This is a genomic window from Pedobacter fastidiosus (assembly GCF_014306625.1).
GTDB lineage: Bacteria > Bacteroidota > Bacteroidia > Sphingobacteriales > Sphingobacteriaceae > Pedobacter > Pedobacter fastidiosus.
In genome coordinates this window covers 67,374-93,069 of sequence record NZ_JACRYL010000016.1, presented here as the reverse complement: position 1 = coordinate 93,069, position 25,696 = coordinate 67,374, and the positions used below count along the sequence as shown (strand labels likewise).

Below are 25,696 nucleotides of genomic sequence, written 5' to 3'. Positions count from 1 at the left end.
TTCGGGATGTAGCGTAGCCCGGTATCGCGCCTGCTTTGGGAGCAGGAGGTCGTAGGTTCGAATCCTGCCATCCCGACTAACATAGACCTAAAGTCTACAACGACCCTCTAAATGAAAATTTAGAGGGTTTTTTGTTTGTTTTAATTTCATTTACTCTTTTCTTATTACAATCATTACATATCTTCGTAATTCAAAACTATTGTTAAAATATTATATTACGCTAAATATGCCCTATTTAAAAAAAATAGCTAAAGTTTTAGGCTTTGGTCTTTTGTATTCCTTTCTGAAAGATCTGCGAATTAGGTTAAAAGGCTTTAATGTTTTGAGTTTTGAGGAGACAAAATCTTTTCTAAAGCCATATCAAATAAAAACAGTTGAGGGGAATGAGTATTTACTTCCAAAAGTTATAGATTGTGCTGACGAGCAAAAAATTATTTTTAAGGATATTAAAATAACTACAGACCAATTATACGTATGGGATTATAGCAAACCTGAAGACCAAGCTTATCTTTCTATATACGGTTCGGTAATAATTGGAAATAAGGTGTTGTTAACCCATCGAGATCATAAGGGTTTTTATAAAGACGTTTATTCTGATGATACCAGAGAAACAGTTTCGGTGGCGTCTGTTATTGCTCCATTTAGTCATAATCAAGATGAAAACGGTTACTGTGGTTATTATGATTATCTATATTTCGTTGCAATTAAAATATCAAGAATTATTGAAGCTAGGCCTGAGGTGAATCTATCTGATGCGTATATTTCTTATGCTCCTTTCGGTGGTGATTATGAAAAAGAATACCTAGAATTATTTGGTCTGAACCCTGACAAGTTAATTGATAGTCAAAAATATAAAGTAATTTCTCCGCGGTTTCTTATGGCAAACGGAACCAGTTGGCATCCTAATTTGGATGATATTCTATCAATGAAAAACCTTATAGAAAGAAAATTTCAACCTATTAAGACCAATCCAAATAGAATTTATATAAGCCGTGCAGGCAGAAGGAAGATTATAAATGAAGATGAACTCATTACGCTTCTTAAAAAATTCGATTTTGAAATTATAGAAGATAAAAAACGAACTGTTAAGGAACAGATTTCCATTTACAGTAATGCATCATTTATCATTGGTCCTCACGGTGCATCGTTTGCAAATATTATTTGGTGCTCACCACAGACCCACTTATTCGAACTCCTTTCTTGTAATTATGTGCCTGATTATTTTGCATATCTCGCCAATGTAATGCAAATGGAATATTCAGCCTACTATGAAGGTATTGCAGATGGAAGTATTAGTTTTCGTGAAGGATCAACAGAAGATATTTATGTATCGATTCAAAAGTTGGAAAACTGTTTAAATCATATTTTTAAAATATAGTATCATATTATAATAAAATGTAGAGTTTAATAAGCTCAACAGGAGCTTGATAACTATTATTCCGCAAACCACTTTGGTTTTTTGAAATTTGGAGATTATTATTAAAACTTTTTATGCCTTAATTCAAAAAGAAGAAGTTTAATTGTATATTTGAGAATTCATTTTAACAATCTTATAAATCCCTATCAGTAATTAATGAAAAATCTATTTAAAATCGCTTTAACGGCTTTAATGCTTTTAAGTGTAAAAACCTACGCCCAAGAATCTATTATTCCTGAGATTAAATATTCAGACTTAGAGAAATACATTGATTTAGCTTTAAAGAACTATCCAAGAACAAAGGTTTTTGATGTAACTGTTGAGAAAGCGCATGCTGATGTAGTGAATTCATCCTTAGCGTATTTAGATATCTTTAATGCCTCTTACATTTATCGCCCTAATGATCAAGCCGCAATTAATCCGGTAAATCCTTATTCGGTTAATGGATTCCAATTAGGGGTAAATTTTAATTTAGGAACTTTCCTGCAAAAACCATTTTTAGCAAAAAAAGCCAAGGCAGATTATAAAATAGCTCAACTTCAGCAGCAAGACTTTAAATTAACTTTGGGTACGGAAGTTAAAAAAAGATACTACGATTATCTTCAACAAATTAGCTTATTAAAGTTAACCACTGAAATGGCTCAAGAAAATAAAGGGGTAGCCGAAAGTTTAAGAAATAAATTCGAAAAGGGGGAAATTAGCTTGGATGCTTATAATCAATCTAGAATTAATCAATTTAATTCGATGCAAGGAAAAATTCAGGCCGAAGCTCAATACTTCAAATCAAAAGACTTGTTAGAAGAAATTATAGGTGCTAAACTTACCGATGTAAAATAAAGACTTGTTGGTCTTTAAATCTTAACGTATGGATATAAAATCTTTTCTAAAATTAGTTAATAAATATAAATGGGTGCTAATACTAGTACCCATTATTGCTGTTATAATTACTTACTTTTTGGTTCAAAACTTACCAAAACAATATAGTTCAGAAACACAAATTTCTACAGGTTTATTAGATCCATCTAAAAAAGTTATCTCCAATGAAACTACTGATTTCTTTAAAGTTAGTCAGCAGTTTAGTAACATTATGGAGAAGTTTAAGATGAAGAAAATTATAAATATTCTATCTTATAATTTAATATTACATGATTTAGAGCAACCTCGAGTAGCTTTTAGAAAGTATAGTGAAAAGATTGATTCTTTGAATGCTGGGCAGAGACAAGAAGTAATCAATTTATACAAGCAAAAACTAGCAACTAAATCTGTATTAACTCTTGCAGACAATGATGGTAAATTTAAACTATATGATATTATCGAATCTATGGGTTATGGTGAAGAGCTTTTAAAGAAAGAAATAGATATTAACCATACTGAAAATAGCGATTATATTAATGTTGAATATGTATCTGAAAATCCGAATCTATCGGCCTTTGTTGTTAACAACTTAGCCACTGAATTTATCACAAACTATTCTTCAGATGTTAGTAGTAACCAAAATAATTCGATAAGGCTTTTAGATTCTGTTCTAAAGCAGAAAGAATTGGTTATGAATGATAAAAATGGCTCTTTATCTACTTTCAAAAGAAGTAAAGGAGTGCTTAATTTAAGTGAACAATCTGCTAGTGTTTATGCACAAATTTCACAATACGAATCTCAACGAGCTGATGCAATCAGACAAATTCAATCTAATCAAGGTGCAATTGCCACAATAGAAAGTAAGCTTAGAGGAAGCGATTCTTTCGTAAACGGAAGTAGTCGTGCAGATAATAGGGAAATAGTAAGCTTAAAGAAAGAACGTGAGTTAGCGAACAATGCTTTTATTGAAAATAATTTTAGAGCATCGGATCAAAAAAGAGTTGATTCTTTAACAAGATTGATAAACTCAAAATCCAATCAAAATTCTGATGATAATGTGCTTGATCCACGTACCTCTAAACAGGCGCTAGTAACTCAAAAATTGAATTTAGAAATCGCCATGCAACAAGCTAAAAGTAGCATGAGATCTATAGATCAAGAATTGTCGGTTTTGCGTGGTCGATATAGTAGTATGGTTCCTTATGATGCTGATATACAGAATTACGAGAGGGAGGCTGATTTAGCCACTAAGGAATATATGACTGCTTTAGATCAGTTTAATCAAAACAAGTCTGGTCAAAGTATGGGGTTAAGGCTTCAAATAGAACAGCTTGGTTTGCCAGGTAACCCTGAAGCCTCAAAAAAAGCAATCTACTTGGCGGGTTCAGGATTGGGAAGTTTCTTTTTATGCCTTACAGGGATTTTCTTAATTTTTATTGCAGATAATAAGATAAAAACTTCAGCACAGCTTGCTAATGCTACAAAAGCAAATACAATTGGGGTTTTAAATAAAATTGAAAGCAACGAAAGAAATATTAGAGAAATCTGGAATGATAAAAGTGGAAATCTAAATTATGAATTCTACCGAGATATGCTTAGATCTTTAAGATTCGAAATTTCCGAAAAGATGGATGTTGATGGAAGTAAGATCTTAGGAATTACAAGTTTAGTTGCGGGTGAAGGCAAAACATTTATCGCTCATTGTTTGGCCTATGCTTTTGCAATGACAGGGAAAAAAGTGCTCTTAATTGCTGATGAACTTCCAGTTGTTCAATCTGAAAGTAAAGCACTTGCAACAAGCCAGAATTTTCAAACTTTTTTGATTAAAAAAGAAATTCATACTGAAGATCTGATCACAATAATGAATAAAAGCACTGCAAGAGAATCATTATTGGAAACGCAGAGCATAAAAAGTTTAAAAGCGGGCTTCGACGTTTTAAGTAAAGAATTCGATTTAATAATTGTCGATGTTAATGCATTACACGACATAAATATTGCCAAAGAGTGGCTGCTTTTTACAGAAAAAAACATATCCATTTTTGAATATGGAAAAGCCTTTGCTGAAAATGATAGGGAGTTTGCAGAGTATATTAAAAAGCTACCTGGATTTTTAGGTTGGGTGTTAAACAAAACTCAGATTGGGGATTAGTGCCCTATTAAAATTTTATTTTTAATGCAAGATTCTTAATATGAGAATAGTTCTCCTATATATTCTTATCATTTATTGCTTTACCTTTGGTATATTAAGTAGAGAAATAGGTGGTTTATCTTATGGATTGTTTATAGAAGTATTTTTAATATTAATATGGATTGGAATCTTAATTAAAACACCAAAAGAGCACTGGAAAAGCTTAAATAGCGACCTAATTTACTTATTCTTGTTTTGGCTTGTAATAAGTATTTTGGAAGTTGCCAATCCTGGCGCAAGCGTAATGGGTTGGCTTCAGGAAATTCGATCTGCAGCATTATATCCAATATTAATAATATCCGTTGGGTTTTTAATTCTTCGAGAAAACAAGAATTTAGATACCTTTTTGGTAATTATTATTGCTGCATCAGTATTAGCTTCCATAAATGGTGTAAAACAGTTGGTTATAGGTCCATCTAGAGGAGAACAGATGTTTCTTGACTCAGGGGGGGCAATAACACATATGTTATGGGGTAGACTAAGAGTTTTTTCTTTTTATAGTGACGCAGGTCAATTTGGTGCTTCACAGGCTCATATTGGTTTAATAGCATTAATTCTTTCCCTTGGTAATTTTAAAAAATGGAAAAAGATAGTTCTAATGATTTGTTCATTATTAATGCTCTATGGTATGTTAATATCTGGTACACGTGGTGCATTATTTGCCTTAGTAATTGGTGCTTTTGTTGCTATAGTGCTAACCAAGAAATTTAAGGTTTTAATTGTTGGTGGCCTCTTTGCATTTGCTTTTTTATTTTTCCTTAAGTTTACTTATATAGGCAATAGCAACTATCAAATTTATAGGTTAAGGTCAGCATTAAACCCAGATGATCCATCTTTAAATGTTAGATTTAAAACCCAACAAGAACTTAAATCGTATATGGAGAGCCGCCCTTTTGGTGGAGGCTTAGGGGTAATAGGCGCTTTTGGAGTTCAATATAATCAAGATAAATACCTATCAACCGTTCAGCCAGACAGTTATTTTGTTAAGATTTGGGCAATGTATGGTGTTGTTGGTTTAACCATTTGGCTTGGAATTATGCTTTATATTCTCGGTAAGGCTTGTGGTATTGCTTGGAATTTACAAGATGAATCTCTTAAGCTTAAAATTATTGCGTTAACGGCGGGATATGCCGGAATACTATTTTCGAGTTATGGTAATGAAGTAATTAATACTATGCCATCTTCCATAGTCGTATATCTATCGTGGGTTTTGATATTTTCGAGCCCAGAATTGCAGAAGAAAGAGAAAAGTGAAATATTAAACTAATAGTATTGATAATATGCCTTGGGGAATAATTACCATACCGGTTATAATTTGTTTTATAATAGGACTTAGAAGTGGTTTTAAAAGAATCACAAATAATGCTTCAAAAGATACTAATCTTGATTAATTATGACTTTGGTAAGCAGAATAAAATCAAATCCCAAGTTAAAGAAGTTTGTACTTGCTTTATTGATACCTAAAAACGAACACAGGCCACGGTTTTGGGTTAAAGTACTCCTTAATCCATTTAAACATAAAAGAGGCAAAGGTTCTATTGTACGAAGCCGAACTAGAATGGATGTTTTTCCTTTCAATGAGTTTAATTTAGGTGAAAAGTCTATAATTGAGGATTTTGCAACAGTGAATAATGGAGTTGGAAATGTAAATATTGGAGCAAGAACAATTGTTGGAATTGGAAATGTTATTATCGGCCCCGTTACAATTGGTAACGATGTAATGTTTGCTCAAAACATTGTTGTTTCTGGATTAAATCACGGTTACGAAGATGTAGAAATCTCGCCATCCCAACAAGAGGTTTTCTGTAAGCAAATTATCATTAAGGATAGTGTTTGGATAGGTGCAAATAGTGTTATAACAGCAGGTGTTACTCTAGGAAAGCATTGTGTAATTGGCGGGGGTAGCGTGGTAACTAAAGATGTACCTGATTTTTCGGTAGTAGTAGGCAACCCTGCCAAAATTATTAAACAGTACAACCACGAAACAAAAATCTGGGAAAGAAAATATTAGTCATTTTATAAATACTTAATTGGCGATTTGGTTTAAGCATTTGATATATTAACTGTAAATGTATTCTAAACAAGATATTATAATTATTGGACAACAACCTTGGGATACTGAAATTGGAAGTAATTGTAAAAATATTGCTCTAGAGTTTAGTAAAACGAATCGAGTTTTGTATATCAATTCGCCTTTAGATAGAATTACGCTATTGAAAAGTAAAAATGATAGTAGAACACAAAAACGATTAAATGTTATTAAAGGACGAGAAAATGGCTTGGTAAAAATTCAAGATAATTTATGGAATCTATATCCTGATTGCATAGTAGAATCTATAAATTGGCTAAGCCTTGATTTTTTATATGATTTTTTTAACAAAAGAAACGGTCAAAAATTATCCAAATCGATAAAACGAGCTCTATTAGAATTAAAGTTTGAAAACGTAATTCTCTTTAATGATAATGAAATGTTTAAAGCATTCTACTTAGGTGAGCTATTGTCACCAGATCTTAGTATTTATTATTCCAGAGATTATATGTTGGGTGTAGATTACTGGAAAAAACACGGAACTCGTTTAGAACCGTTGCTTATCGCTAAGAATAATATTTGTTTTGCTAACTCGATTTATTTAACAGAATACTGTAAGCATTACAATAAAAACTCATTTTATGTTGGGCAAGGTTGCGATATAGAAGATTTTAAAAATAGTTCTAATTTTAAAAGGCCTGTTGATCTGCCTACTGGTAAAACTATAATTGGTTACGTTGGTGCCCTTAATAGTATAAGATTGGATTTAGATATTATTGAACACATAGCCATTAAATTTCCAGAATATTTAATTGTTTTAGTTGGGCCTGAAGACGAAGTATTTTTATCTAGTATGCTTCATGAGATAGATAACATCGTTTTTTTAGGACAAAAAGAGGTTAAACAATTAGCGGAGTACATTAATGCATTTGATATTTGTATAAATCCACAATTGGTTAATCCAGTAACTATAGGTAATTATCCAAGGAAAATAGATGAATATTTAGCACTTGGAAAACCAACAATTGCAACCGCTACAAAAACTATGGAAGCATTTAAGGATTATGTTTATCTCGCTCAGGATAAGGAAGATTATATTAAATTTATTCAGTATGCCTTAGCCAATAATAATGATAAATTAGAATCTGAAAGAAAGGATTTTGCCTATACCCATACTTGGAAAAATAGTGTCGACGAAATGAGGAAACAAATAGAAATCATCTTAAAAACTGCTTAAAGATCAAAAAATGAATTTTTTAGAATTTATATTTATTTTATTTCAATTTGTAATAATCATTCATTTGGTTTTTCCTTTTCTACTCTATATCCTAAGAGCATTTAAATCAAAAAAGAAATTCGAAAAGATAGCTTTAGATCAAGAACCAGATTACGCTATAATTGTAACTGCATTTCAACAAACTACACTACTTCCAATGGTTGTGGATTCAATTTTAAGGTTGAATTATTCCAATTATAGGGTGTATGTGGTAGCGGATAGTTGTGATATTTCAAACCTGTCATTTGTGGATGAAAAAGTCGTTTTGTTAAGACCAGAGACAGAATTAGCAAGTAATATTAAATCTCATTTTTACGCTATTGATCATTTTTCTAGAGCCCATAAATATTTAACAATTATTGATAGTGATAATTTAGTTCATCCTGAATATTTAAATGAATTGAATTTAGTATTTGCTCATGGTTATGAAGCGGTTCAGGGCACTAGAGAAGCAAAAAATTTAAATACACAATATGCTTGTTTGGATGCTGCAGGAGATATATATTATCGATTTGTAGATAGGCAGCTTCTCTTTGATGCAGGCTCTTCGGCTTCACTTTCTGGATCAGGTATGGCATTTACAACAGAATTATATAGAAGTTGTTTAGGCCATTTAACTACAACAGGTGCTGGCTTTGATAAAATTTTGCAGTATGAAATTTTAAGTAGAAAATTGAAGATTGCCTTTGCTGAAAATGCAATTGTTTATGATGAGAAGACCTCAAAATCTGATCAATTGGTAAAACAACGTGCAAGATGGATTAATACTTGGTTTAAGTTTTTCGTATTGGGCTTAAAACTGAGCTATCTAAGCATAATAAACTTAAATCTTAATCAATTTTTGTTTAGTATTATGCTACTTCGTCCGCCACTTTTTATGCTATTTATAACATCCTCAATATGTATTCTTATTTCTGTATTTGTTATGCCGATAGCCAGTGTGATTTGGGTATTAGCTGGATTGATTTTTATCTTGATGTTTTTTGCCTCACTAAAATATTATAAGGCAGATAAAAGAATTTACGACTCATTAAAGCAGGCTCCTAAATTCATTTTTTTACAGGTTTTTGCCTTGCTAAAAGCAAATAAAGCGAACGAAATTTCGATAGCAACAACCCATGATCAAGAATCTTCCATAACTAATATAAAAACAAACTAAAATAATCTTCCCAAATATGTCCCAGAATAAAAAAATAAAAATCTTACAAACCATCAGGCAAGGTAAAATTGGAGGCGGAGAATCGCATGTGCTGGATTTAGTCGAGGAGTTGGATAAAGAAAAATACGAAAGTGTAGTGCTTTCTTTTACCCCTGGGCCAATGGTTGATAGGATCAAAGCCATGGGCAATAAAATATATGTTATTGAAACCGAAAAACCATTTGATTTTACAAAGTGGAAACAAGTAAAAGAGATCCTAGAAAAAGAGAAAATTGATATCATCCATGCTCATGGAACTCGTGCAAATTCGAATACATATAATAGCGGAAAAAAATTAGGAATTCCAATAGCTTACACCGTGCATGGATGGTCTTTCCATCCAGATCAAAATTTTATTTTAAGATCTTTGCGAATTTGGGGAGAAAAATTTTTAGTTAATAAAGCTGATTTGACTATTTGTGTATCTGATAATAATTTAAAAGATGCCCGAAAAGAGTTTGAGATGAAAAGAGCAACCGTAGTTAAGTATGGCATCAACTTAAAAAAATATAACCCTAAATTAGAATTTTTAGATGTTCGTTCTCAATTAAATATTGAAAAAGATACTGTTCTTGTTGGCTACATTGTAAGAATGACCAAACAAAAAGATCCAATTACCTTGGTAAAAGCGATATCTTTAATCCCATCGGAGTTGGATATTAAATTTTTATTTGTTGGTGATGGTGAGTTAAAAGCAGATGCCCAAAAGCTTGCAAAAGAACTGGATATAGAAAGAAGAATAATTTTCATGGATTTTAGACAAGATGTTCCTAATATCTTAAATGCTATAGATATTTATTGTTTGCCATCACTTTGGGAAGGATTACCTATTGGAATGTTGGAAGCGATGGCCATGAATAAAGCAGTTGTAGTTACAGCGATAGATGGCGCTAAGGAAGTAATTATCAATGAAGAAAATGGTATTTTAGTTCCCGTACAAAATCCTCAAAAATTGGCTGATGCCCTAGTTCTTGTCGCTAATGACGCAATACTTAGAAAGAAAATTGGAGATAATGCAGGTGAAACCATTCTTAAAAATTTTAGTGTGGCAAAAATGACAAGGCAAATAGAGTTTCAGTATGATAAGTTGGTAAATAAATAATTTATTTTAAGGATTATTTATTATAAATCAATTATTTTTGTTTGCAATCACCCTAAAGCTTAATGAACCGACGATCCTCTATAAAAAGTGCAATTCTTTTAGGAATTCTTGGTGTTTCAACTTTGTCAATTTATAAGTATAGAGTTTTAAATATAGAAGTTGATTTAAAACGTTTTTACGATTATCAAAAACTAATAGCTGAGTTAGCCGAATGTATAATACCTAAAAGTGATTCGCCAGGTGCTAAAGAGGCAAATGTTGATCAATATATAATTAATGTTTTAATTAATTGTACGCCAATAAAAGAGCAACATAAATTTTTGGATGGATTAGAATATTTGGAAACTTATACCAGAGACATGTACGATAAATCTTTTTTTAAATGTACTGAAAAGGAGAAATTAGACGTGCTTCAGTATTTTGAGGATAGAGATAATTACAATTTTTCTATCTTAAATAAGATTAACGCCAAATTTTTAGGACAATCCTTTTTTAACAAACTAAAACGCTTAACAATAGAAGGTTACTTTAGTTCTAATTTGGGAGCTACAAAATGTCTCTCTTATGATTATGTACCTGTTAATTATATAGCATGTAAACCGTTAGGTTTAAATCAAAAATCTTGGGCAACAAGATAAAATCTCAAAATGAATAAAAAAGTTGAAGATACTTACGATGCAATTGTAGTCGGCTCGGGCATTAGTGGCGGTTGGGCTGCTATGGAATTGTGTAAAAAAGGATTAAAAACTTTATTGTTAGATAGAGGTCGTGATGTAAAGCATATTGTTGATTATCCAACCGCATTTCTTAATCCATGGGATTTTAAAAATGGCTTTAACAACACCAATCAAGATAAAATAGACAATCCTATTCAAAGCCATAATTACAGCCCTGCAGATAAGCACTTTTATGTAAGTGATAAAGAGCATCCTTATATTCAAGAAAAGCCTTTTAACTGGTTAAGAGGGTATCAAATAGGAGGAAGATCTTTAGTTTGGGGTAGGCAATGTTATAGACTTAGCAATTTAGATTTTGAAGCAAACCTTAAGGATGGTGTTGCTGTTGATTGGCCAGTTCGATATGAAGATATTGCACCTTGGTATGATTATGTCGAATCCTTTGTTGGTATTAGCGGTCAGGCTGAAAATTTACCCCATCTTCCTGATGGCAAGTTTTTAGAGCCAATGGAGTTAAACTGTATTGAAAAGCATTTGGCAAATTCGATAAAAAAAAATAATGAAAAAAGAGTTTTAACTATAGCTCGGGTTGCAAATTTGACAAGGGGATGGGACAATCGAGGGCCATGCATGAACCGAAATTTATGTACTCGTGGTTGCCCTTATGGTGGTTATTTTAGCAGTAATAGTTCAACAATACCCGCCGCAATATCAACCAACAATTTAACGATAAGACCTTTTTCAATTGTTGCAGAAATTATTTATACTGATCAAACAAAAAAAGCAACTGGAGTTAGAGTTATAGATGCAATTTCAAAAGAAGAATTTATATTCAAGTCAAAAATTATTTTTGTTAATGCCTCAACTATTGCAACCACGGCTATTTTGCTTAATTCAAAATCAAAAAGATTTCCAAATGGCTTAGGAAATGATAGTGGAGAGTTGGGGCATAACCTTATGGATCATCATTCCTCTACAGGAGCAATGGGAATTCATAATGGTTTCAATAATATGTACTATAAAGGAAGGAGACCATGTGGCTTTTTAATCCCACGGTTTGTAGATGAAAATAATCCCAATTATTTGAGAGGATATAATATACAAGGAAGAGGAGAACGTCAAAACTGGGAAGACCGGGCTTTAAATATGAAAGGCTTTGGCCTTAACTTTAAAAATGAAATTTCTACTCCCGGTCCATGGTCTGTTTGGATGGCCGGGTGGGGAGAGTGTTTACCTTATCACGACAACAAAATTTCATTATCAGAAGAAGAAAATGATCAATGGGGTTTACCCCTTATAAAAATTGACTTCTCTTTTAAGGAAAATGAAAAATTAATGATGAAAGATATCATGAAAAACTCTGTTAACATTTTAGAGGCTGCTGGTTTTGAAAATGTTGAGGGATTCTCCTATGATAAGCCTGGAGGTTCAACCATTCATGAAATGGGTACGGCAAGAATGGGTAGAGATCCTGAAACATCTGTGTTAAATGGAAATAATCAAATCCATGCAGTTAAAAATGTTTTTATAACCGATGGAAGTTGTATGACTTCTTCTGCGTGCCAAAACCCATCTTTAACTTATATGGCACTAACAGCAAGAGCTTGTGATTTTGCTGTTAATGAGCTAAAATCAGGAAGGTTATAATTAGGTTCAGGTTGGAAATAATTATAATTTTATTTCAACTCAACCCTAATTGAAGCGATTAGATTTTTTTTATTGTATCTTCGAGAATTCCCGAAATTGATGAAGTCTACGTTTAAATTTTTATTTGGTGTACTTAAAAGTAAGCATACGCTCTCTTTAATAAGTAATGGAATTAATGCTCTTGTAGGGATTGTAACTTTCTCCATATTATATAGATTTCTTACCTCTGACGAAGTTGGAAACTGGGGCTTTTTCTTAACAATACTACTTCTTGTTGATACATTTAGATCAGGTTTTTTAACAACAGCTTTTGTTAAATTTTATGCAGGCTCGTCAGAAGATCGTCAAAATGAAATAGTTGGATCTAGTTGGTTTATTGCTATTTTAATTACCCTTGGCTTAATCGTTTTAAATATTCCAGCCTACTTTTTATCCATTTACGTTAAAGATCCAAGCTTCACGCTGTTTCTTAAGTTTTTTGGAATAAATTATATTTTATCCTTACCGTTTTTTGTTTCTAATTGTGTTTTACAAGGCAAACAAAGATTTGATAGGCTTTTAATTTTGAATTTTTCAAACCAAGGAACTTTTTTGATTTCATTGATCGTTGTTATTGCTCTCGGAAAGATTGATATTTATTCAACGCTATATTGCTATCTTTTTGCCAATTTACTCTCCAGCTTGATTGCATTATTTTCTGGATGGACTGGTTTTTCCAAATTACGTTTTAGAACATCTAGCGCTATAAAGGAAATCTATCACTTTGGGAAGTTCAGTGTTGGTACAAATTTAAGCGCAACATTATTAGGTACAGCAGACTCCTTCATCATAAAATTATTTTTAGGTCCGGCTGCGTTAGCAGTTTATGGAGCAGGCACCAAGCTTACACAAATTGTTGAAATCCCCTTAAGAAGCTTTATATATACTGCGATGCCTACTTTATCAGCTCGTTACAATTCTGGGCAAAAATCTGAAGTAATTAGAGTAATGAAAAAATATGTTGGGATGCTTAGCATTCTGCTTATGCCAGTATTTATTTTGGTATTTATTTTTGCTGATTATGCAATATTAATTATTGGCGGTAAAAATTATGCTATTACTGAGGCCCCAAATATTTTAAGGATATATATGTTCATTGCTATCCTATACCCAGCAGAGCGATTTTTTGCGCTAACATTAGATGTTATTCATCTTCCTAAAATTAACTTTAAGAAAGTAATATTAATGGTTTTGGTAACAGTTGTAACCGATTTAGTAGCTGTAAAATTAACGAATAGTGTTTATGGCATAGCAGTTTCATCAATTTTCACAACTGCCTCAGGCATGCTTATTGCTTTTTATGCCATCAATAGATACTATCAAAAGTTTACCTTAAAAGATCTTTATAAGGAAGGTTATCAAGAAGTTATACTCATGGTTAAAGATGTATTAAGTAAGTTAAAAGCGAAATAGCTTTTGTACTTACTATTCAACTATCATTAAAATGCCTATAGCATTTGATGGTGTTAAATAGTAAAGATTATTGCTTCAACTTTAAGATAGAATGCATTTCACATCTATTATAGGAAGTTTTTCAGTTTAACTTAACGGCTTAATGAATAAAAAAATCCTTATAAAAACAATAAACATAGTTTTTATAAGGATTTGAATATCAAGGTTTTTCTGCCTAAATTAAAATACTACTTCATTATCTTGTTGCACCAATACCTGCGAATACCGAAGTAAAAGTATTTAAATCTATTACAGCACCAGCTTGGGTTAATAGATACTTATTATTCTCTTCTTTTGTTATTATGGACTCACTCATATTGTTAATCATATTAGTAATGCCCCTATATGTATTGCTGGTGAAAAGACTGAAGCCAAGATTATTGTAATATTCTAGAGTTCCGCCAATGTTATAAAGATCTAAAATTTGCCCGTCCCAGTCTTTCGAAGTATTCATTAAACCTACAGTATTGTTATATACTTTTGCATTTGCGAAAGTTGTTTTTCCAGAATACATATTTCTGTCGAAAGATTGTAATTCAAAAGCTCCATATTTCCTTGTATTATAACAGATGTTGTTGTAAATTTCATTCGTAGCTGGTGTAGAACCTCTTGAGTATAACCACATTCTGATTGAGTTACCTTGATAATTTGTTAACTTGTTTGAATAAAATTTCCCATTTCCTTGCATAAAAAATACTCCATTATGATTATTATTGGTAGGGTTAATGTTGTTTACAACATTATCATGAACCAAATAGTCTTGAACATTTGAAAATGAACATACAGTACCCGCATTAGTATTTTGAAAAGTATTGAAAGCAATTTCAACATCTTTAAAGAAACCAGAGTCCTCTCCGGTATCCTTATTTAGTGCCCCGCCAAAAACCATTGTTCCGGTATTATCAAATAAACAATTTAGAACTTTGAAGTTTTCTGTACGAGTATCAGCAGAACCTGTATATTTTAAAGTAGAATTTTCAGATGTGATAACGTAATCTCCAACATTTTTAAAGCTTAAGCTTTTTAAAGTTAAATAATTCATCTTACCGTTTAACCGGAAAGCCCTAAATGCTATGTTTTCAAAATTAAATCCATAAGCAATACCATCAGTATTATCTCCAGATATTGTAACATAATTAAGGTTTTCGGTAGTCATTATTTCACTAATGTTTACCAGTCCATCATTTTTAATTACAATAGGTTGAGTTGAAGAACCAGTGATATTAGAAATCGTTATAGTTTTATATGAACCTGCTTTTACTTTTACCAACTTAATATTAGTAAAATCCATTGATTTTCCATCAATTACTAAATTACCCGAGCCTGTTCCAACTGAATAGAAAGGGATAATTGGAGAAGTTGGAGTTGTTGGGGGTGTAGGAACTATAGTAACTGGAGTTTCCTGGGCTATTTCTACAGGTGTCTCGGTTTTTTTGCATGCTGCAAATAGGATTATAAGCACGGATAAAAAAAGGTGCATTTGATTTTTTTTCGTCATTAAGTATCTCTAAATATAATGGATAATTTGTTTGTTATGTCTTAAACGACAATTGTAATAAATATTATACACAATTTTTAAAATGAACAAAAACAATTTATTGATTACTTTGTTGACAAAAGTCAAAAATCTACCCCTAAGGATTATCAAAAGGCATAACTCGTTAAAATTATATAAAAGAAATAAAATAATATGACTTTATTATGATATTCTTTGATTGCTTAACTTAATTTGATGTAAAGTGTTCATTATGTGAGTTTTATTCAATTTTATTAGAGTTTTATGATTGAGTTTGTATGATTAAAATGTCGTAAAAAACAATTTTTGTTGGAATTAACATCCTTTTTTCATAGGTTGCATTTTTGTTAAAAAAATTAGTTTTATTTTAATCTATGCATCTATTCTTTCTTTTGAAAGAAGATTCTATCTCAAACTTTTTCTTTCAGTATAAAGTAATTACCTTGCGGTATCAAATCTGAAAACCCCTCACTCTATTATGGTCGAAAAAGTTGAACATAATAATGCCTTACTGGCAATTATTATAAGGTCCAATTATCAAAAAGAAGGAATATCTTTTTTTACCCCCGATGATTTTTCGCAACAATTGGGTTATATGAATAGGAAAAAAGGATATATTATTGATCCTCACGTTCATAGATTAGTCGAAAGAAAAGTTACCCTAACGCAAGAGGTTTTGTATGTTAAAACAGGGAAAGTTCTAGTTAACTTTTATGATAATGACAAAAACTACCTAGAAGCTCGAATTATTGAGACTGGAGACGTTATATTGTTAGCGGATGGCGGACATGGCTTTGAAATGCTTGAAGATTCTGAAATGATCGAGATTAAGCAAGGCCCATACGTTGGTGAAGAGGATAAAGTAAGATTTAAGCATTAATTATGAGTGGAAACTTTAATGCCTATAGTTCTTATTACGATCTTATATATAAGGATAAAGATTATGTTGGTGAATCGGAATATATTCTAAATCTACTTAAAACGTATGGCAATAATGTACAAACAGTTGTCGAATTTGGATCTGGTACGGGTAAACATGCATTGCTTTTTTGCCAAAATGGTCTTTCTGTGGTTGGGGTAGAACCAAGTCAAGAAATGCTAAATATCGCTAATAACAATAGTCATCCTAATCTTTCCTTTAAACTAGATACAATTGCAACTTACAAAAGTGATAATCGTTATGATGCAGCACTCTCGCTATTTCATGTAATTAGTTATCTTAATACAAATAAGGAGCTTAGAGAGGCATTTGAAAATGTAAATAAACATTTAAAAGAAGGTGGGTTATTTATATTTGATGTTTGGTATAGCGCAGCCGTTTTAAATCTAGTTCCAGAGAAGCGCACTAAAACTATAGAAAATGATCTGATTCAGGTTGTTAGGTACGCCAACCCGATTAATCATTGGAATAAAAACATTATCGATGTAAATTACGATATCGAGATTACTGAAAAAAATGACAAGTTAAAGCATCATATTAAGGAAACTCATTCAATGAGGCATTTTAGCATCCCCGAAATCGAAATGTTGGCTCATGTTGCTGGTTTCCAGATTCTACACACTGAAGAATTTGGTACCTCGAATTTACCTGGCCCTCAAACCTGGGGTGTTTGCTTTGTATTAAAGAAACTATAAATTAACTTACTTAAATGAATTTCATACCTGTTAACGTTCCCTTATTAAATGGTAATGAATTAAAATACCTCACAGAATGTATAGAAACTGGCTGGATTAGCAGTGAGGGGCCATTTATTTCAAGATTTGAAGACGAATTTTCCAAATATATTGGAATGGCCTACGGAATAGCTGTTAGCAATGGTTCTGCTGCTTTAGATGTTGCCATTAAAGCCTTAGGAATTACTAAAGGTGATGAAGTAATAATGCCAAGTTTCACAATAATCTCTCCAGCACAATCCTTGGTTACGGTAGACGCCATCCCAGTACTTGTGGATAATGATCCACTTACTTGGAATATGGATGTACAGGCAATTGAGAAAAAAATAACGAGCAAAACCAAAGCAATTTTGATTGTTCATATCTACGGTTTGCCTGTAGATTTAAATCCTATTCTCGATCTGGCGAAGAAATACAACTTAAAAATTATAGAGGATGCGGCTGAAATGCATGGACAAACCTATAATGGGCAAAAATGCGGATCTTTTGGCGATATAAGTATTTTTAGTTTTTATCCAAATAAGCACATTACAACAGGCGAGGGAGGCATGATTTTAACTAATAATACAGACCTTTCGGAAAGATGTAAAAAATTAAGAAATCTTTGTTTTGAGCCAGATGGCCCCAGATTTGTACATCATGAAATTGGATGGAATTATCGCATGACGAATCTTCAAGCCGCACTTGGGGTAGCTCAATTAGAACAAATTGATGCATTTTTAATAAGAAAAAGGGAAATTGGGAAGTTCTATCACGAAAACCTTGCCTTCTTAGAATCAAAAGGTTTTCAATTGCCAACTGTTAAAACTGCCTATGCAGATAATATTTATTGGGTATTTGGAATGCTGGCTCCTTCTCCGCTTGAAAAGGAAAAGATAGTTGATGCTTTGAGTAAAAATAAAATAGCAACCCGTCCATTTTTTTGGTGTATGCATGAGCAACCTGTTTTTGAAAAAATGGGGCTGTTTAGTGGTGAAAGTTATCCTGTTGGAGAAAAAATGGCTAGAAATGGATTTTATTTGCCATCAGGATTAGGCATTACAAATGAGGAATTATTTAGGGTTGTAGCAGTTATAAAAAATGTATTCAAATAAACTTCGAGTTGGCGTTATTCTAGAAAACTATAAGAAGGAAGAGGGGGGGAAATTTTCTTATTATAGTACGTTGGTTGATGGGATTGCTAACTTTAATTTTGAAGATGGATTAGAGTTCGTTTTCGTAGCTTTTGATGCAGACTCTATTATTGGAAGCCCAACAAATACCTTTTGTTTTAACATTACCGAAATTGTTAAAAAGAAATATAAAATTCTAAGCATACTCCACACATTATCTAAATTTAAGATAATCAATCTTTTTTCTATAGTTTCTCAAATTCAAATTTCATATAATAAGAGGTTTAATCAAGAGGTTAAGTCCAAACTTGCTGAAAATAATATCGATTTAATTTATGCTTTAACTCCCTTTTTTAAAGATTTAAATTATCCAACTGTTACTACCCACTGGGACATTGGCCATAAAAGTATGTTCTCTTTTCCTGAAGTTACCAATGATGGAGAATTTGAGTTTAGAGAAGATTACTACCAAAAATATTTAGAAAAAGCTTTTGCGATAATATGCGAATCTGAAGCTGGAAAGCAAGAGCTATGTAAATATAAAAATATTAATACTAATCGAGTTTTTGTAGTTCCAATGTTTGCTGGGCATATTGTTGGTTTAAATGTGAGTAAAACAGAGCAACAAGTTTTTCTGGACAAATTTGGATTGACCAAAAACAAGTTTTTTATGTATCCTGCTCAATTTTGGGCGCATAAAAATCACTATAACCTAATTAGAGCTTTTTTATTACTGCATAAAAAATATCCTGAGCTTAAGCTTATTTTTTCTGGCAGTGATAAGGGTAACTTAGACTATATTATTGAAGTGGTTAAGTATTACGAAATAGAAAACAGCGTTATTTTTTGTGGTTTTATCAGTAACGAAGAATTGTTTAGTGCATATAAAAACTCAATTAGTTTAGTAATGCCGACACTTTTGGGTCCAACAAACATGCCTCTTTTAGAGGCTCGTGCATTGGGTTGTAAGGTTATATGTTCAGATTTAGAGGGGCATAGAGAAAGTTTGGGGGATTATCCTATGTATGTAAATCCTTTAAATTATGATGAAATATTTAAAGCTATGGAGCACTACTACCTAAGCGAGAGTATAGAAACACTTCAGGGGCAAGACGATGATTTTAATACATCAAACACAGCTCTTATCGAAATTAATAAAGTATTTAAAAATCTTTATGTAATCCGTAAAACCTTTTCTTCGAACTTTAAAATTAATAGAGTTTAATTAAGTTTTATGTATTTCAGCTTTAGTTGACTTTGTACATCATTAATAAAGTAGCTTTTTTCATAATTTAGACAAGCTATTTAGAGGTTTTTTGCCCAATTTTTAAGTGTTTTTAATGAAAAATTATGATAAGTGTTAAATTATTGAAATTCGATTATTATATTGTTTCAAATGATTATTATTGTGTAGCATAAATGATATATAAAAAGCGTTAACCATTATTTCTATTTGCGTTCATCATCTCCTATAAAATATCTACCAAAACAAACATTTATACAAAAATCCTTGTTTAATAATTAACACCCCTAACAACAATTCGTCCCTGAATGAAAAGTAAGAATATTGTCATAGCTCCTTGTGGGAATAAATCCCATTTATTTAAAAGTAGCTGGCTAAAAAATGAAGAAATAAGAGACTTTGATTTGTGTCTGCTTTTCTACCATGAAAATATTGATAACCCTGATTTGTACAAAAATATAGATCTATTTTATCATCTAAAAGATTTTAAATACATGATGTTACATAATCTTTTGGTGAATGTAAAACCTGAATTGCTAGAAGAATATGATCATTTTTATTTTCTTGATGATGATATTGACATTGACACAGTAGGTATTAATAAAATGTTTGAGCTAAGCAAAACATTTAATTCTAGTATTTCACAGGCTGCTTTATCTCATGATTCATTTTGTAGTTGGCCAATGTTTAAAAGACAAGACAACTGTTATTTGAGATATGTAGGACAGATTGAAGTTATGGCTCCGTTATTTAGTAAAGAAGCTTTGGTTAAATGTTTACCAAGTTTTACCGGTACGCTTTCTAGCTGGGGTCTTGATTCGGTTTGGTCGAAGATATTAAACTATGCAGAAGACAAAATGATTGTTTTTGACTCAGTTGAAATGAAGCATACTTTGCCTGTAGGCGGTGGCGAATTATACACTAAATTGGGTGTAGATCCTTATGTAGAGTGGCGGGAAATAACATCGAAATATGGTGCGAAGCTTCACAATTATATAGAATACGGGAGATTAGTTTTGCATCACATTAACAATGATAAGTTATACAGCCTGCAAAATTTTATAAAAGAAAATTTTGTTCTATTAAAGAGGAAGGTTAATGATTATAACATTTTATCAAGACTTAAGCTTAAATCTTAACCTACTTTTTTAGAAACCTATTGATAAAAAGTTTGGAATAAAAATATGGTGTCATTATTGGGTTATCATCTTTAAGATGCGCTTTAGCCGTTTTATGAAGATGATAACCTGCATCTATTGTAGCGGTTTTGTTTGCTCCATCAGAATGGAAAATACCTAAAATTTCATTAATCTTAGTTATCTTGAAGTTTTTATAGGCTTTTAATAAAAACCACATATCCATAGCATAGTGCTCATCTATTGGGAATTTGCCAATGGTTTCTTGCACTTTTCTTTTATAGAAATAACTTACAGGGTTATTTGGAAATAGATTTAACCAATATAAAAGGATCTTATTGTATTGGTGTGATGGAACTCTTCTTAGTGTTTCTGTTTCTGTTTTAAAAAGCAAATCTCCAACAACCATATCGGTATCCGGATTGGCTTTAAAAGCGCTGATAATATTTTCGAAGGCGTTAGGCAAAAATTCATCATCTGCATTTAGATAAACAATAATATCTCCGGTACTTCTTGCAAATGCTTTATTCATGGCGTCGGATTGACCATGATCTGGTTCTGAAATAAAATTTATGAACGAATAATTCTTTACAATATCTTTTGTATTATCGGTAGAGTTACCATCAGCAATAATATACTCGTAGTTTTTGAAACCCTGATTAATTACACTATCTATTGCTCTTTTTAAATATTTACCAGAGTTATAGCTTGGTGTTAAAATGCTTATCTTCATCTTAATATTCGTTTTCCTCTAATTCTAGGGCTTATCCCTTGTCATCAATCATATCTAATATCTTGGAATCTTGATCAGAGTCGAATTTTCTAGCAAAAAGGTTATCAGAGTTTTTTAAGCGCTCGAAATCTTCTGTTGTTAGTAACTTTGGGTGTGCATTTCCTTCAGACCAATCTATATATCTAAGATTATTATTGATTGTTTTATTCTTGTATTTAGAATTCATTATTAATGATGGAATTACAAATTCATCTGTACCCCAACAATATTTTAAAAATGTTTTTAATTTTCTATCCTTGGCAATATTGTCGGTTATTTCCACAGCGCATTCGCCATTAATAGTCCACCATGTAGATTTGCTTCCTCCATAAAGCTGCATCTCCACTGGGAATTTTCTTTTTGGTGCTACTTTATTTAAAATTCTTTCAAAAAAATACTTCCATTTAAAATTAAAATCTGTTAAATGATATTTCTCGAATCTAGATCTTGCAGATACCCACCATTCTGATTCATTTGATTCTTCATAGGAGATAAAATTAGTTCCAACATGCAATGATAGATAATTATAAATGCTTTCGGCATTATTTAAAGGATAATCTTGTGCACTAAGTAGATTTATAAAATCATATTTTACACTTTGGTTTGCAACTTCTTCTAGCGCAGCTATAATACCTCTTGATAGGCTATTGCCTCCCCAATTACATTTTACTCTGTTTTTTATAAAATAAACATTCTTCAAATCCCTTATTATACTAAAATTTTCAATTGGAACTTTTGCGTCAACATGTATAAAAATATCTGTTTTTGGGTGTTCCAATCTCTTTATTAATCTTAATAACTGATCAGGGTTTTTGTGAACCATTATTATATGTGCAATGCGCATATGATTATTTGGGATGATTTATAATTGAAAATTTAGAGATATTACTAACATATAAAATTAGAATAAAATTATATTATTTTATCTTTTATTTACGCTCAAGCAAATATACGGTTACATCTTTGCTACGGTATATTTTTATGGGCTTATATGTTTTTAAAAACTCATTAATTAGATGTTGGGTTGGAGTAGATTTTTTTTCATAATACCATTTAGGTTCATCTATTTTATCTCCAATATCAGTTAAAAACTGTGTATTGTAAACCACCCAAACTCGCTTATTGTTTGAGAATTTATTAAAATCGACATTTAGTTTTTGATAATAGTCAACAAAACCTGTTGAGGCAAGTCTTAAGTCTGTTCCTTCAATTGCGGTAAACCGGAAATTATACATTTTCTTGTATAATTTATAACCAGGTAAATCATTCCAGTAGATATAAACAGCATCGTTGATTTTATATCTTTCATTAATAAATTGAAGTGATTCTCTTTGAAATGATTTTTTGTGGCTGTAAAAATTTTCAGGATAAATGACGCTAGATATTGCACCTGTTAATGGACCTATTAGTAACAGTATAAATAATAGAAAAGATGTAAATCTTAATTTGAATTTATCTGTAATAAAACTTAAGCCTGATGCTATAAAAATTATAAATACGGGCGATATAAAAACCCAAAATCGTTCTGTAAGCGGATATAATTCAATCCCAGAAGCTAAGAACATCAAAACAATGGGAAATAACAAAATTACTGACTTGGAAGCATTCCTTTTAAAAAATGCGAATATCCCTAAACCAAATAAAATAATTGGCAGAAAGGGCATTTTTAAGACCATATTTAAAGCTTGATGTGAGGAAACACCGCTGAAATTCCACAGTAAACCTAAAGGATAATCCATCATTCTGTAAAGATTTGTGGCGAACCATTTTACGTCTTCAACTGATTTAGGTGGAAAAGGCATAAAATTTTGATAGGCTCTAAACCAATAAGCAATCCATTGCGACTCTGCATGCTTATGGGTAAATAAGAAGTAATTTAAAACAAAACTTAGCAACCAAAGTGAGAATGGGATTAGGCTTACAAAAAATATTTTCCACTCTTTTTTGATTAGATAAATAAGGCTTAGGCCAATTCCAAATCCAGCAAGAATAAATATTGAAGAGTAAGAAAACCAAAGAATTATTGAGCCTAAAATACCCCACGTAAACAAATCTTTAATCTCATTTCGATCTTTATATTTTATTAGAAAGTTAAAGCATAAAATGGTACCTAAAAGTTCGGTAGAATATTGTTTTATTTCTACACTATGATATATTATTGCTGGTGATAAACACAAAATCCCAACCGCTAGAATTGCGGGAATATCTTTTAAAAAATATTTAGCAATTGGAACAAATAAAATCGTTGAAAGAAAACCACAGATAAGAGGAAATAACCTAAGCGATATTTCATTTTTTCCGAATAGATTTACAAAAAACTTTACAAATAATAAAAAGCCAATTGGTGCTTTTTGCTGATAATCTAATGGGCCTGTAATTAACTGGCTATAATTCATTTTTATTAAACTTGATGAAAGATATACTTCATCCATCCATAAAGAACGGTTATAAAAAAAATGAAATAACCTAATGGCAAAGCCTAGCAAAATAAAGATTACCAAAAGGACATTAAGGCGCTGATTTTTAAACAAAAAAGCCTTGAGAGTTGTACGCATTTATTGGGATTAACTGTTTGCAATATCGGATTTTTTAATAATTTTACCTTATAAATAATTGCTTTGATAAATCCTATTACTGAAAATTTAGAATTAGTCATTTTTGATGTTGATGGAACGCTTTATGATCAATCTAAATTAAGAAGTAAGATGTTGCTCGCCTTGCTATCTTATTACTTTTTAAGGCCATGGAAATTTAGCGAACTCTTAATTTTATATCATTTCAGAAAAGAACGAGAGAAAAGGGCGGGAGAGGAAATTGTAGATTTACAAAACGAACAGTTTGTATGGTGTGCTAAAAAAACAAACTATTCAGTAAAAAAAATAAAGGCTGTTATTGAAAAATGGATATTTAATTTTCCTAATAAATATTTAAAAGATTGTATATATCCTGATGTTGACACATTTTTTAAAGAATTAAAAAAAAATAACATTCTGATCGCTATTTATTCGGATTATGATGCTGGTTTAAAAATGCAAAGTATGGGTTTAAAAGCAGACCTTCTAGTAAGTTCTACTGATGAAAACATAAACGCAATGAAGCCATTGCCAAATGGATTAAATTATATCTTTTCGGCTTTAGCGATAAAAAATAAAACAAATTGTATATTTATAGGAGATCGCCAGGAGTTAGACGGTAGATGTGCTGAAATTGCTGGTGTTCCTTTTTTATTAATTGATAAACCACAAGCTAATAATTTTTATAAATCTCTCTCAAAAACTTTGCTTAACGTAAGTTAGGTCATCCCTATTATGACAGATAAATTCACGTTGTCTGATGATACATTTTCATCAGAGGATACCTCATCCGCTAGAGAGATGCGCCCTGCGTCTCTTAAAGAATATATTGCAATTGCCAGACCAGATAACTGGGTTAAAAATTTATTTATGTTTCCAGGTATGCTTTTTGCCTTATCTGTATTTCATACGCCTTTTACATTAGATTTGATTTTTAAGGTTTTTATTGGTGTTATTAGTATCTGTTTAATCGCATCTGCTAATTATGTTATTAACGAATATCTCGACGCGGGCTTTGATAAATATCACCCACTAAAGAATAATCGCTCATCCGTAATTACAATTATAAACCCAAAAATTGTTTACAGCGAGTACACCGTTTTGGCTATAATAGGGCTATCGTTAGCCTTTATGGTTTCAATTAAATTTCTTGCAATTGCATCGCTCTTGTTAATAATGGGCATCATTTATAATGTAAAACCCTTTAGAAGTAAAGACCGAGTTTTTTTAGATGTTTTAAGCGAGTCTGTTAATAATCCAATAAGATTTGCCGCAGGCTGGTTTATCTTCAGCCCGGCTTTAGGGATTCCAAATAGTAAGTGGGATTTGAATTGGATAAATACTTTTCCTCCCGTTAGCATAATCTTGGCTTATTGGATGGGTGGAGCTTTCCTTATGGCAACCAAAAGATTTGCAGAATTTAGGTTAATAGACAACCCCCACCTAGCTGGCCTTTACCGAAAATCTTTTAAAATTTACACGGAAAATAGTTTACTCGTATCGATGTTTTTTTATGCGATAACCTGCGCTTTTTTTATGGGGATATTTTTAGTGAAAGATAGAATTGAGCTTTTAATTAGCTTCCCGTTTTTTGCATTGTTGTTTTCGTGGTATTTAAGAATTGGCTTACTTAATGATTCGCCAGTACAAGGATCAGAAAAATTATATACCAGAAAGTGGTTTATGTTATACTTAGTTCTTTTCACCATTTTACTTTGTGGCTTAATGTTTATTGACATTCCATGGTTACATTGGTTTTTGAAAAATGCAAACAATTATTAATTAATAAG

At 31.5% G+C, this 25,696-nt stretch carries 22 protein-coding genes and 1 tRNA gene; 19 read left to right on the top strand and 4 right to left on the bottom strand.

Translation table 11 applies throughout. The features are described 5' to 3' along the window. The first annotated feature begins 2 nt into the window (after nt 1–2). The 12 genes from H7U22_RS17085 (at nt 3) to H7U22_RS17030 (ending at nt 13,841) form a co-directional block, all read left to right on the top strand. Nucleotides 3–76, top strand: a tRNA-Pro gene (locus H7U22_RS17085). Nucleotides 77–226: 150 nt separating this feature from the next. Further along, nucleotides 227–1,378 (top strand): glycosyltransferase family 61 protein, encoded by a 1,152-nt coding sequence (locus H7U22_RS17080; RefSeq protein ID WP_187072556.1) that lies wholly within the window; start codon nt 227–229, stop codon nt 1,376–1,378. A 195-nt stretch (nt 1,379–1,573) separates the two neighbouring features. Next, entirely contained in the window at nt 1,574–2,254 is a 681-nt protein-coding gene (locus tag H7U22_RS17075) for a TolC family protein (RefSeq protein WP_187072555.1), read from the top strand. 28 nt (nt 2,255–2,282) lie between these two features. Further along, nucleotides 2,283–4,421 (top strand): exopolysaccharide transport family protein, encoded by a 2,139-nt coding sequence (locus H7U22_RS17070; protein WP_187072554.1) that lies wholly within the window; start codon nt 2,283–2,285, stop codon nt 4,419–4,421. A 40-nt stretch (nt 4,422–4,461) separates the two neighbouring features. Then, nucleotides 4,462–5,727: an O-antigen ligase family protein gene (locus tag H7U22_RS17065; protein WP_187072553.1), complete on the top strand. Its 1,266-nt coding sequence runs from the start codon at nt 4,462–4,464 to the stop codon at nt 5,725–5,727. Nucleotides 5,728–5,853: 126 nt separating this feature from the next. Next, nucleotides 5,854–6,471, top strand: coding sequence for an acyltransferase (locus tag H7U22_RS17060; RefSeq protein ID WP_187072552.1), 618 nt, complete (start codon nt 5,854–5,856; stop codon nt 6,469–6,471). A 58-nt stretch (nt 6,472–6,529) separates the two neighbouring features. After that, nucleotides 6,530–7,726, top strand: a complete 1,197-nt coding sequence (locus H7U22_RS17055) for a glycosyltransferase (protein WP_187072551.1) — start codon at nt 6,530–6,532, stop codon at nt 7,724–7,726. Between the two features lie 10 nt (nt 7,727–7,736). Further along, nucleotides 7,737–8,924 carry a glycosyltransferase gene (locus H7U22_RS17050; RefSeq protein WP_187072550.1) on the top strand — a complete coding sequence of 396 codons (1,188 nt, stop codon included), beginning with the start codon at nt 7,737–7,739 and terminating at the stop codon, nt 8,922–8,924. A 16-nt stretch (nt 8,925–8,940) separates the two neighbouring features. Beyond that, entirely contained in the window at nt 8,941–10,065 is a 1,125-nt protein-coding gene (locus tag H7U22_RS17045) for a glycosyltransferase family 4 protein (RefSeq protein ID WP_187072549.1), read from the top strand. A gap of 62 nt (nt 10,066–10,127) precedes the next feature. Further along, nucleotides 10,128–10,703, top strand: coding sequence for a gluconate 2-dehydrogenase subunit 3 family protein (locus H7U22_RS17040; protein ID WP_187072548.1), 576 nt, complete (start codon nt 10,128–10,130; stop codon nt 10,701–10,703). 9 nt (nt 10,704–10,712) lie between these two features. Next, nucleotides 10,713–12,389, top strand: coding sequence for a GMC oxidoreductase (locus tag H7U22_RS17035; protein ID WP_187072547.1), 1,677 nt, complete (start codon nt 10,713–10,715; stop codon nt 12,387–12,389). Nucleotides 12,390–12,488: 99 nt separating this feature from the next. After that, nucleotides 12,489–13,841 carry a lipopolysaccharide biosynthesis protein gene (locus H7U22_RS17030; RefSeq protein WP_187072546.1) on the top strand — a complete coding sequence of 451 codons (1,353 nt, stop codon included), beginning with the start codon at nt 12,489–12,491 and terminating at the stop codon, nt 13,839–13,841. 235 nt (nt 13,842–14,076) lie between these two features. Here the strand turns inward: H7U22_RS17030 and H7U22_RS17025 are convergent, their stop codons facing one another. Next, complete coding sequence (locus H7U22_RS17025) at nt 14,077–15,378, bottom strand: hypothetical protein (RefSeq protein WP_187072545.1); 1,302 nt, start codon at nt 15,376–15,378, stop codon at nt 14,077–14,079. 496 nt (nt 15,379–15,874) lie between these two features. Here H7U22_RS17025 and H7U22_RS17020 point away from each other — a divergent pair, with 496 nt between their 5' ends. The 5 genes from H7U22_RS17020 (at nt 15,875) to H7U22_RS17000 (ending at nt 20,564) form a co-directional block, all read left to right on the top strand. After that, entirely contained in the window at nt 15,875–16,276 is a 402-nt protein-coding gene (locus H7U22_RS17020) for a cupin domain-containing protein (protein ID WP_187072544.1), read from the top strand. 2 nt (nt 16,277–16,278) lie between these two features. Further along, nucleotides 16,279–17,031: a class I SAM-dependent DNA methyltransferase gene (locus tag H7U22_RS17015; protein ID WP_187072543.1), complete on the top strand. Its 753-nt coding sequence runs from the start codon at nt 16,279–16,281 to the stop codon at nt 17,029–17,031. A gap of 14 nt (nt 17,032–17,045) precedes the next feature. Then, nucleotides 17,046–18,164 (top strand): DegT/DnrJ/EryC1/StrS family aminotransferase, encoded by a 1,119-nt coding sequence (locus H7U22_RS17010; protein ID WP_187072542.1) that lies wholly within the window; start codon nt 17,046–17,048, stop codon nt 18,162–18,164. Continuing rightward, entirely contained in the window at nt 18,151–19,407 is a 1,257-nt protein-coding gene (locus H7U22_RS17005; RefSeq protein ID WP_187072541.1) for a glycosyltransferase family 4 protein, read from the top strand. Before H7U22_RS17010 ends, H7U22_RS17005 begins: the two co-directional genes overlap by 14 nt. A gap of 326 nt (nt 19,408–19,733) precedes the next feature. After that, a complete protein-coding gene (locus H7U22_RS17000) occupies nt 19,734–20,564 on the top strand; it encodes a DUF707 domain-containing protein (RefSeq protein WP_187072540.1) in 831 nt (276 codons plus the stop codon). Between the two features lies 1 nt (nt 20,565). Here H7U22_RS17000 and H7U22_RS16995 read toward each other — a convergent pair whose 3' ends face one another. The 3 genes from H7U22_RS16995 to H7U22_RS16985 form a co-directional block, all read right to left on the bottom strand. Then, entirely contained in the window at nt 20,566–21,294 is a 729-nt protein-coding gene (locus H7U22_RS16995; RefSeq protein ID WP_187072539.1) for a glycosyltransferase family 2 protein, read from the bottom strand. A 31-nt stretch (nt 21,295–21,325) separates the two neighbouring features. Then, on the bottom strand, nt 21,326–22,177 hold the full coding sequence (locus H7U22_RS16990) for a beta-1,6-N-acetylglucosaminyltransferase (RefSeq protein WP_187072538.1): 852 nt from the start codon (nt 22,175–22,177) through the stop codon (nt 21,326–21,328). Nucleotides 22,178–22,262: 85 nt separating this feature from the next. After that, entirely contained in the window at nt 22,263–23,888 is a 1,626-nt protein-coding gene (locus H7U22_RS16985; protein ID WP_187072537.1) for a glycosyltransferase family 39 protein, read from the bottom strand. Nucleotides 23,889–23,951: 63 nt separating this feature from the next. On the opposite strand from H7U22_RS16985, the gene H7U22_RS16980 reads away from it, so the two are divergent. After that, entirely contained in the window at nt 23,952–24,629 is a 678-nt protein-coding gene (locus H7U22_RS16980) for an HAD family hydrolase (protein ID WP_187072536.1), read from the top strand. Between the two features lie 12 nt (nt 24,630–24,641). Then, nucleotides 24,642–25,688: a UbiA prenyltransferase family protein gene (locus H7U22_RS16975; RefSeq protein ID WP_248284778.1), complete on the top strand. Its 1,047-nt coding sequence runs from the start codon at nt 24,642–24,644 to the stop codon at nt 25,686–25,688. Nucleotides 25,689–25,696 lie beyond the last annotated feature (8 nt).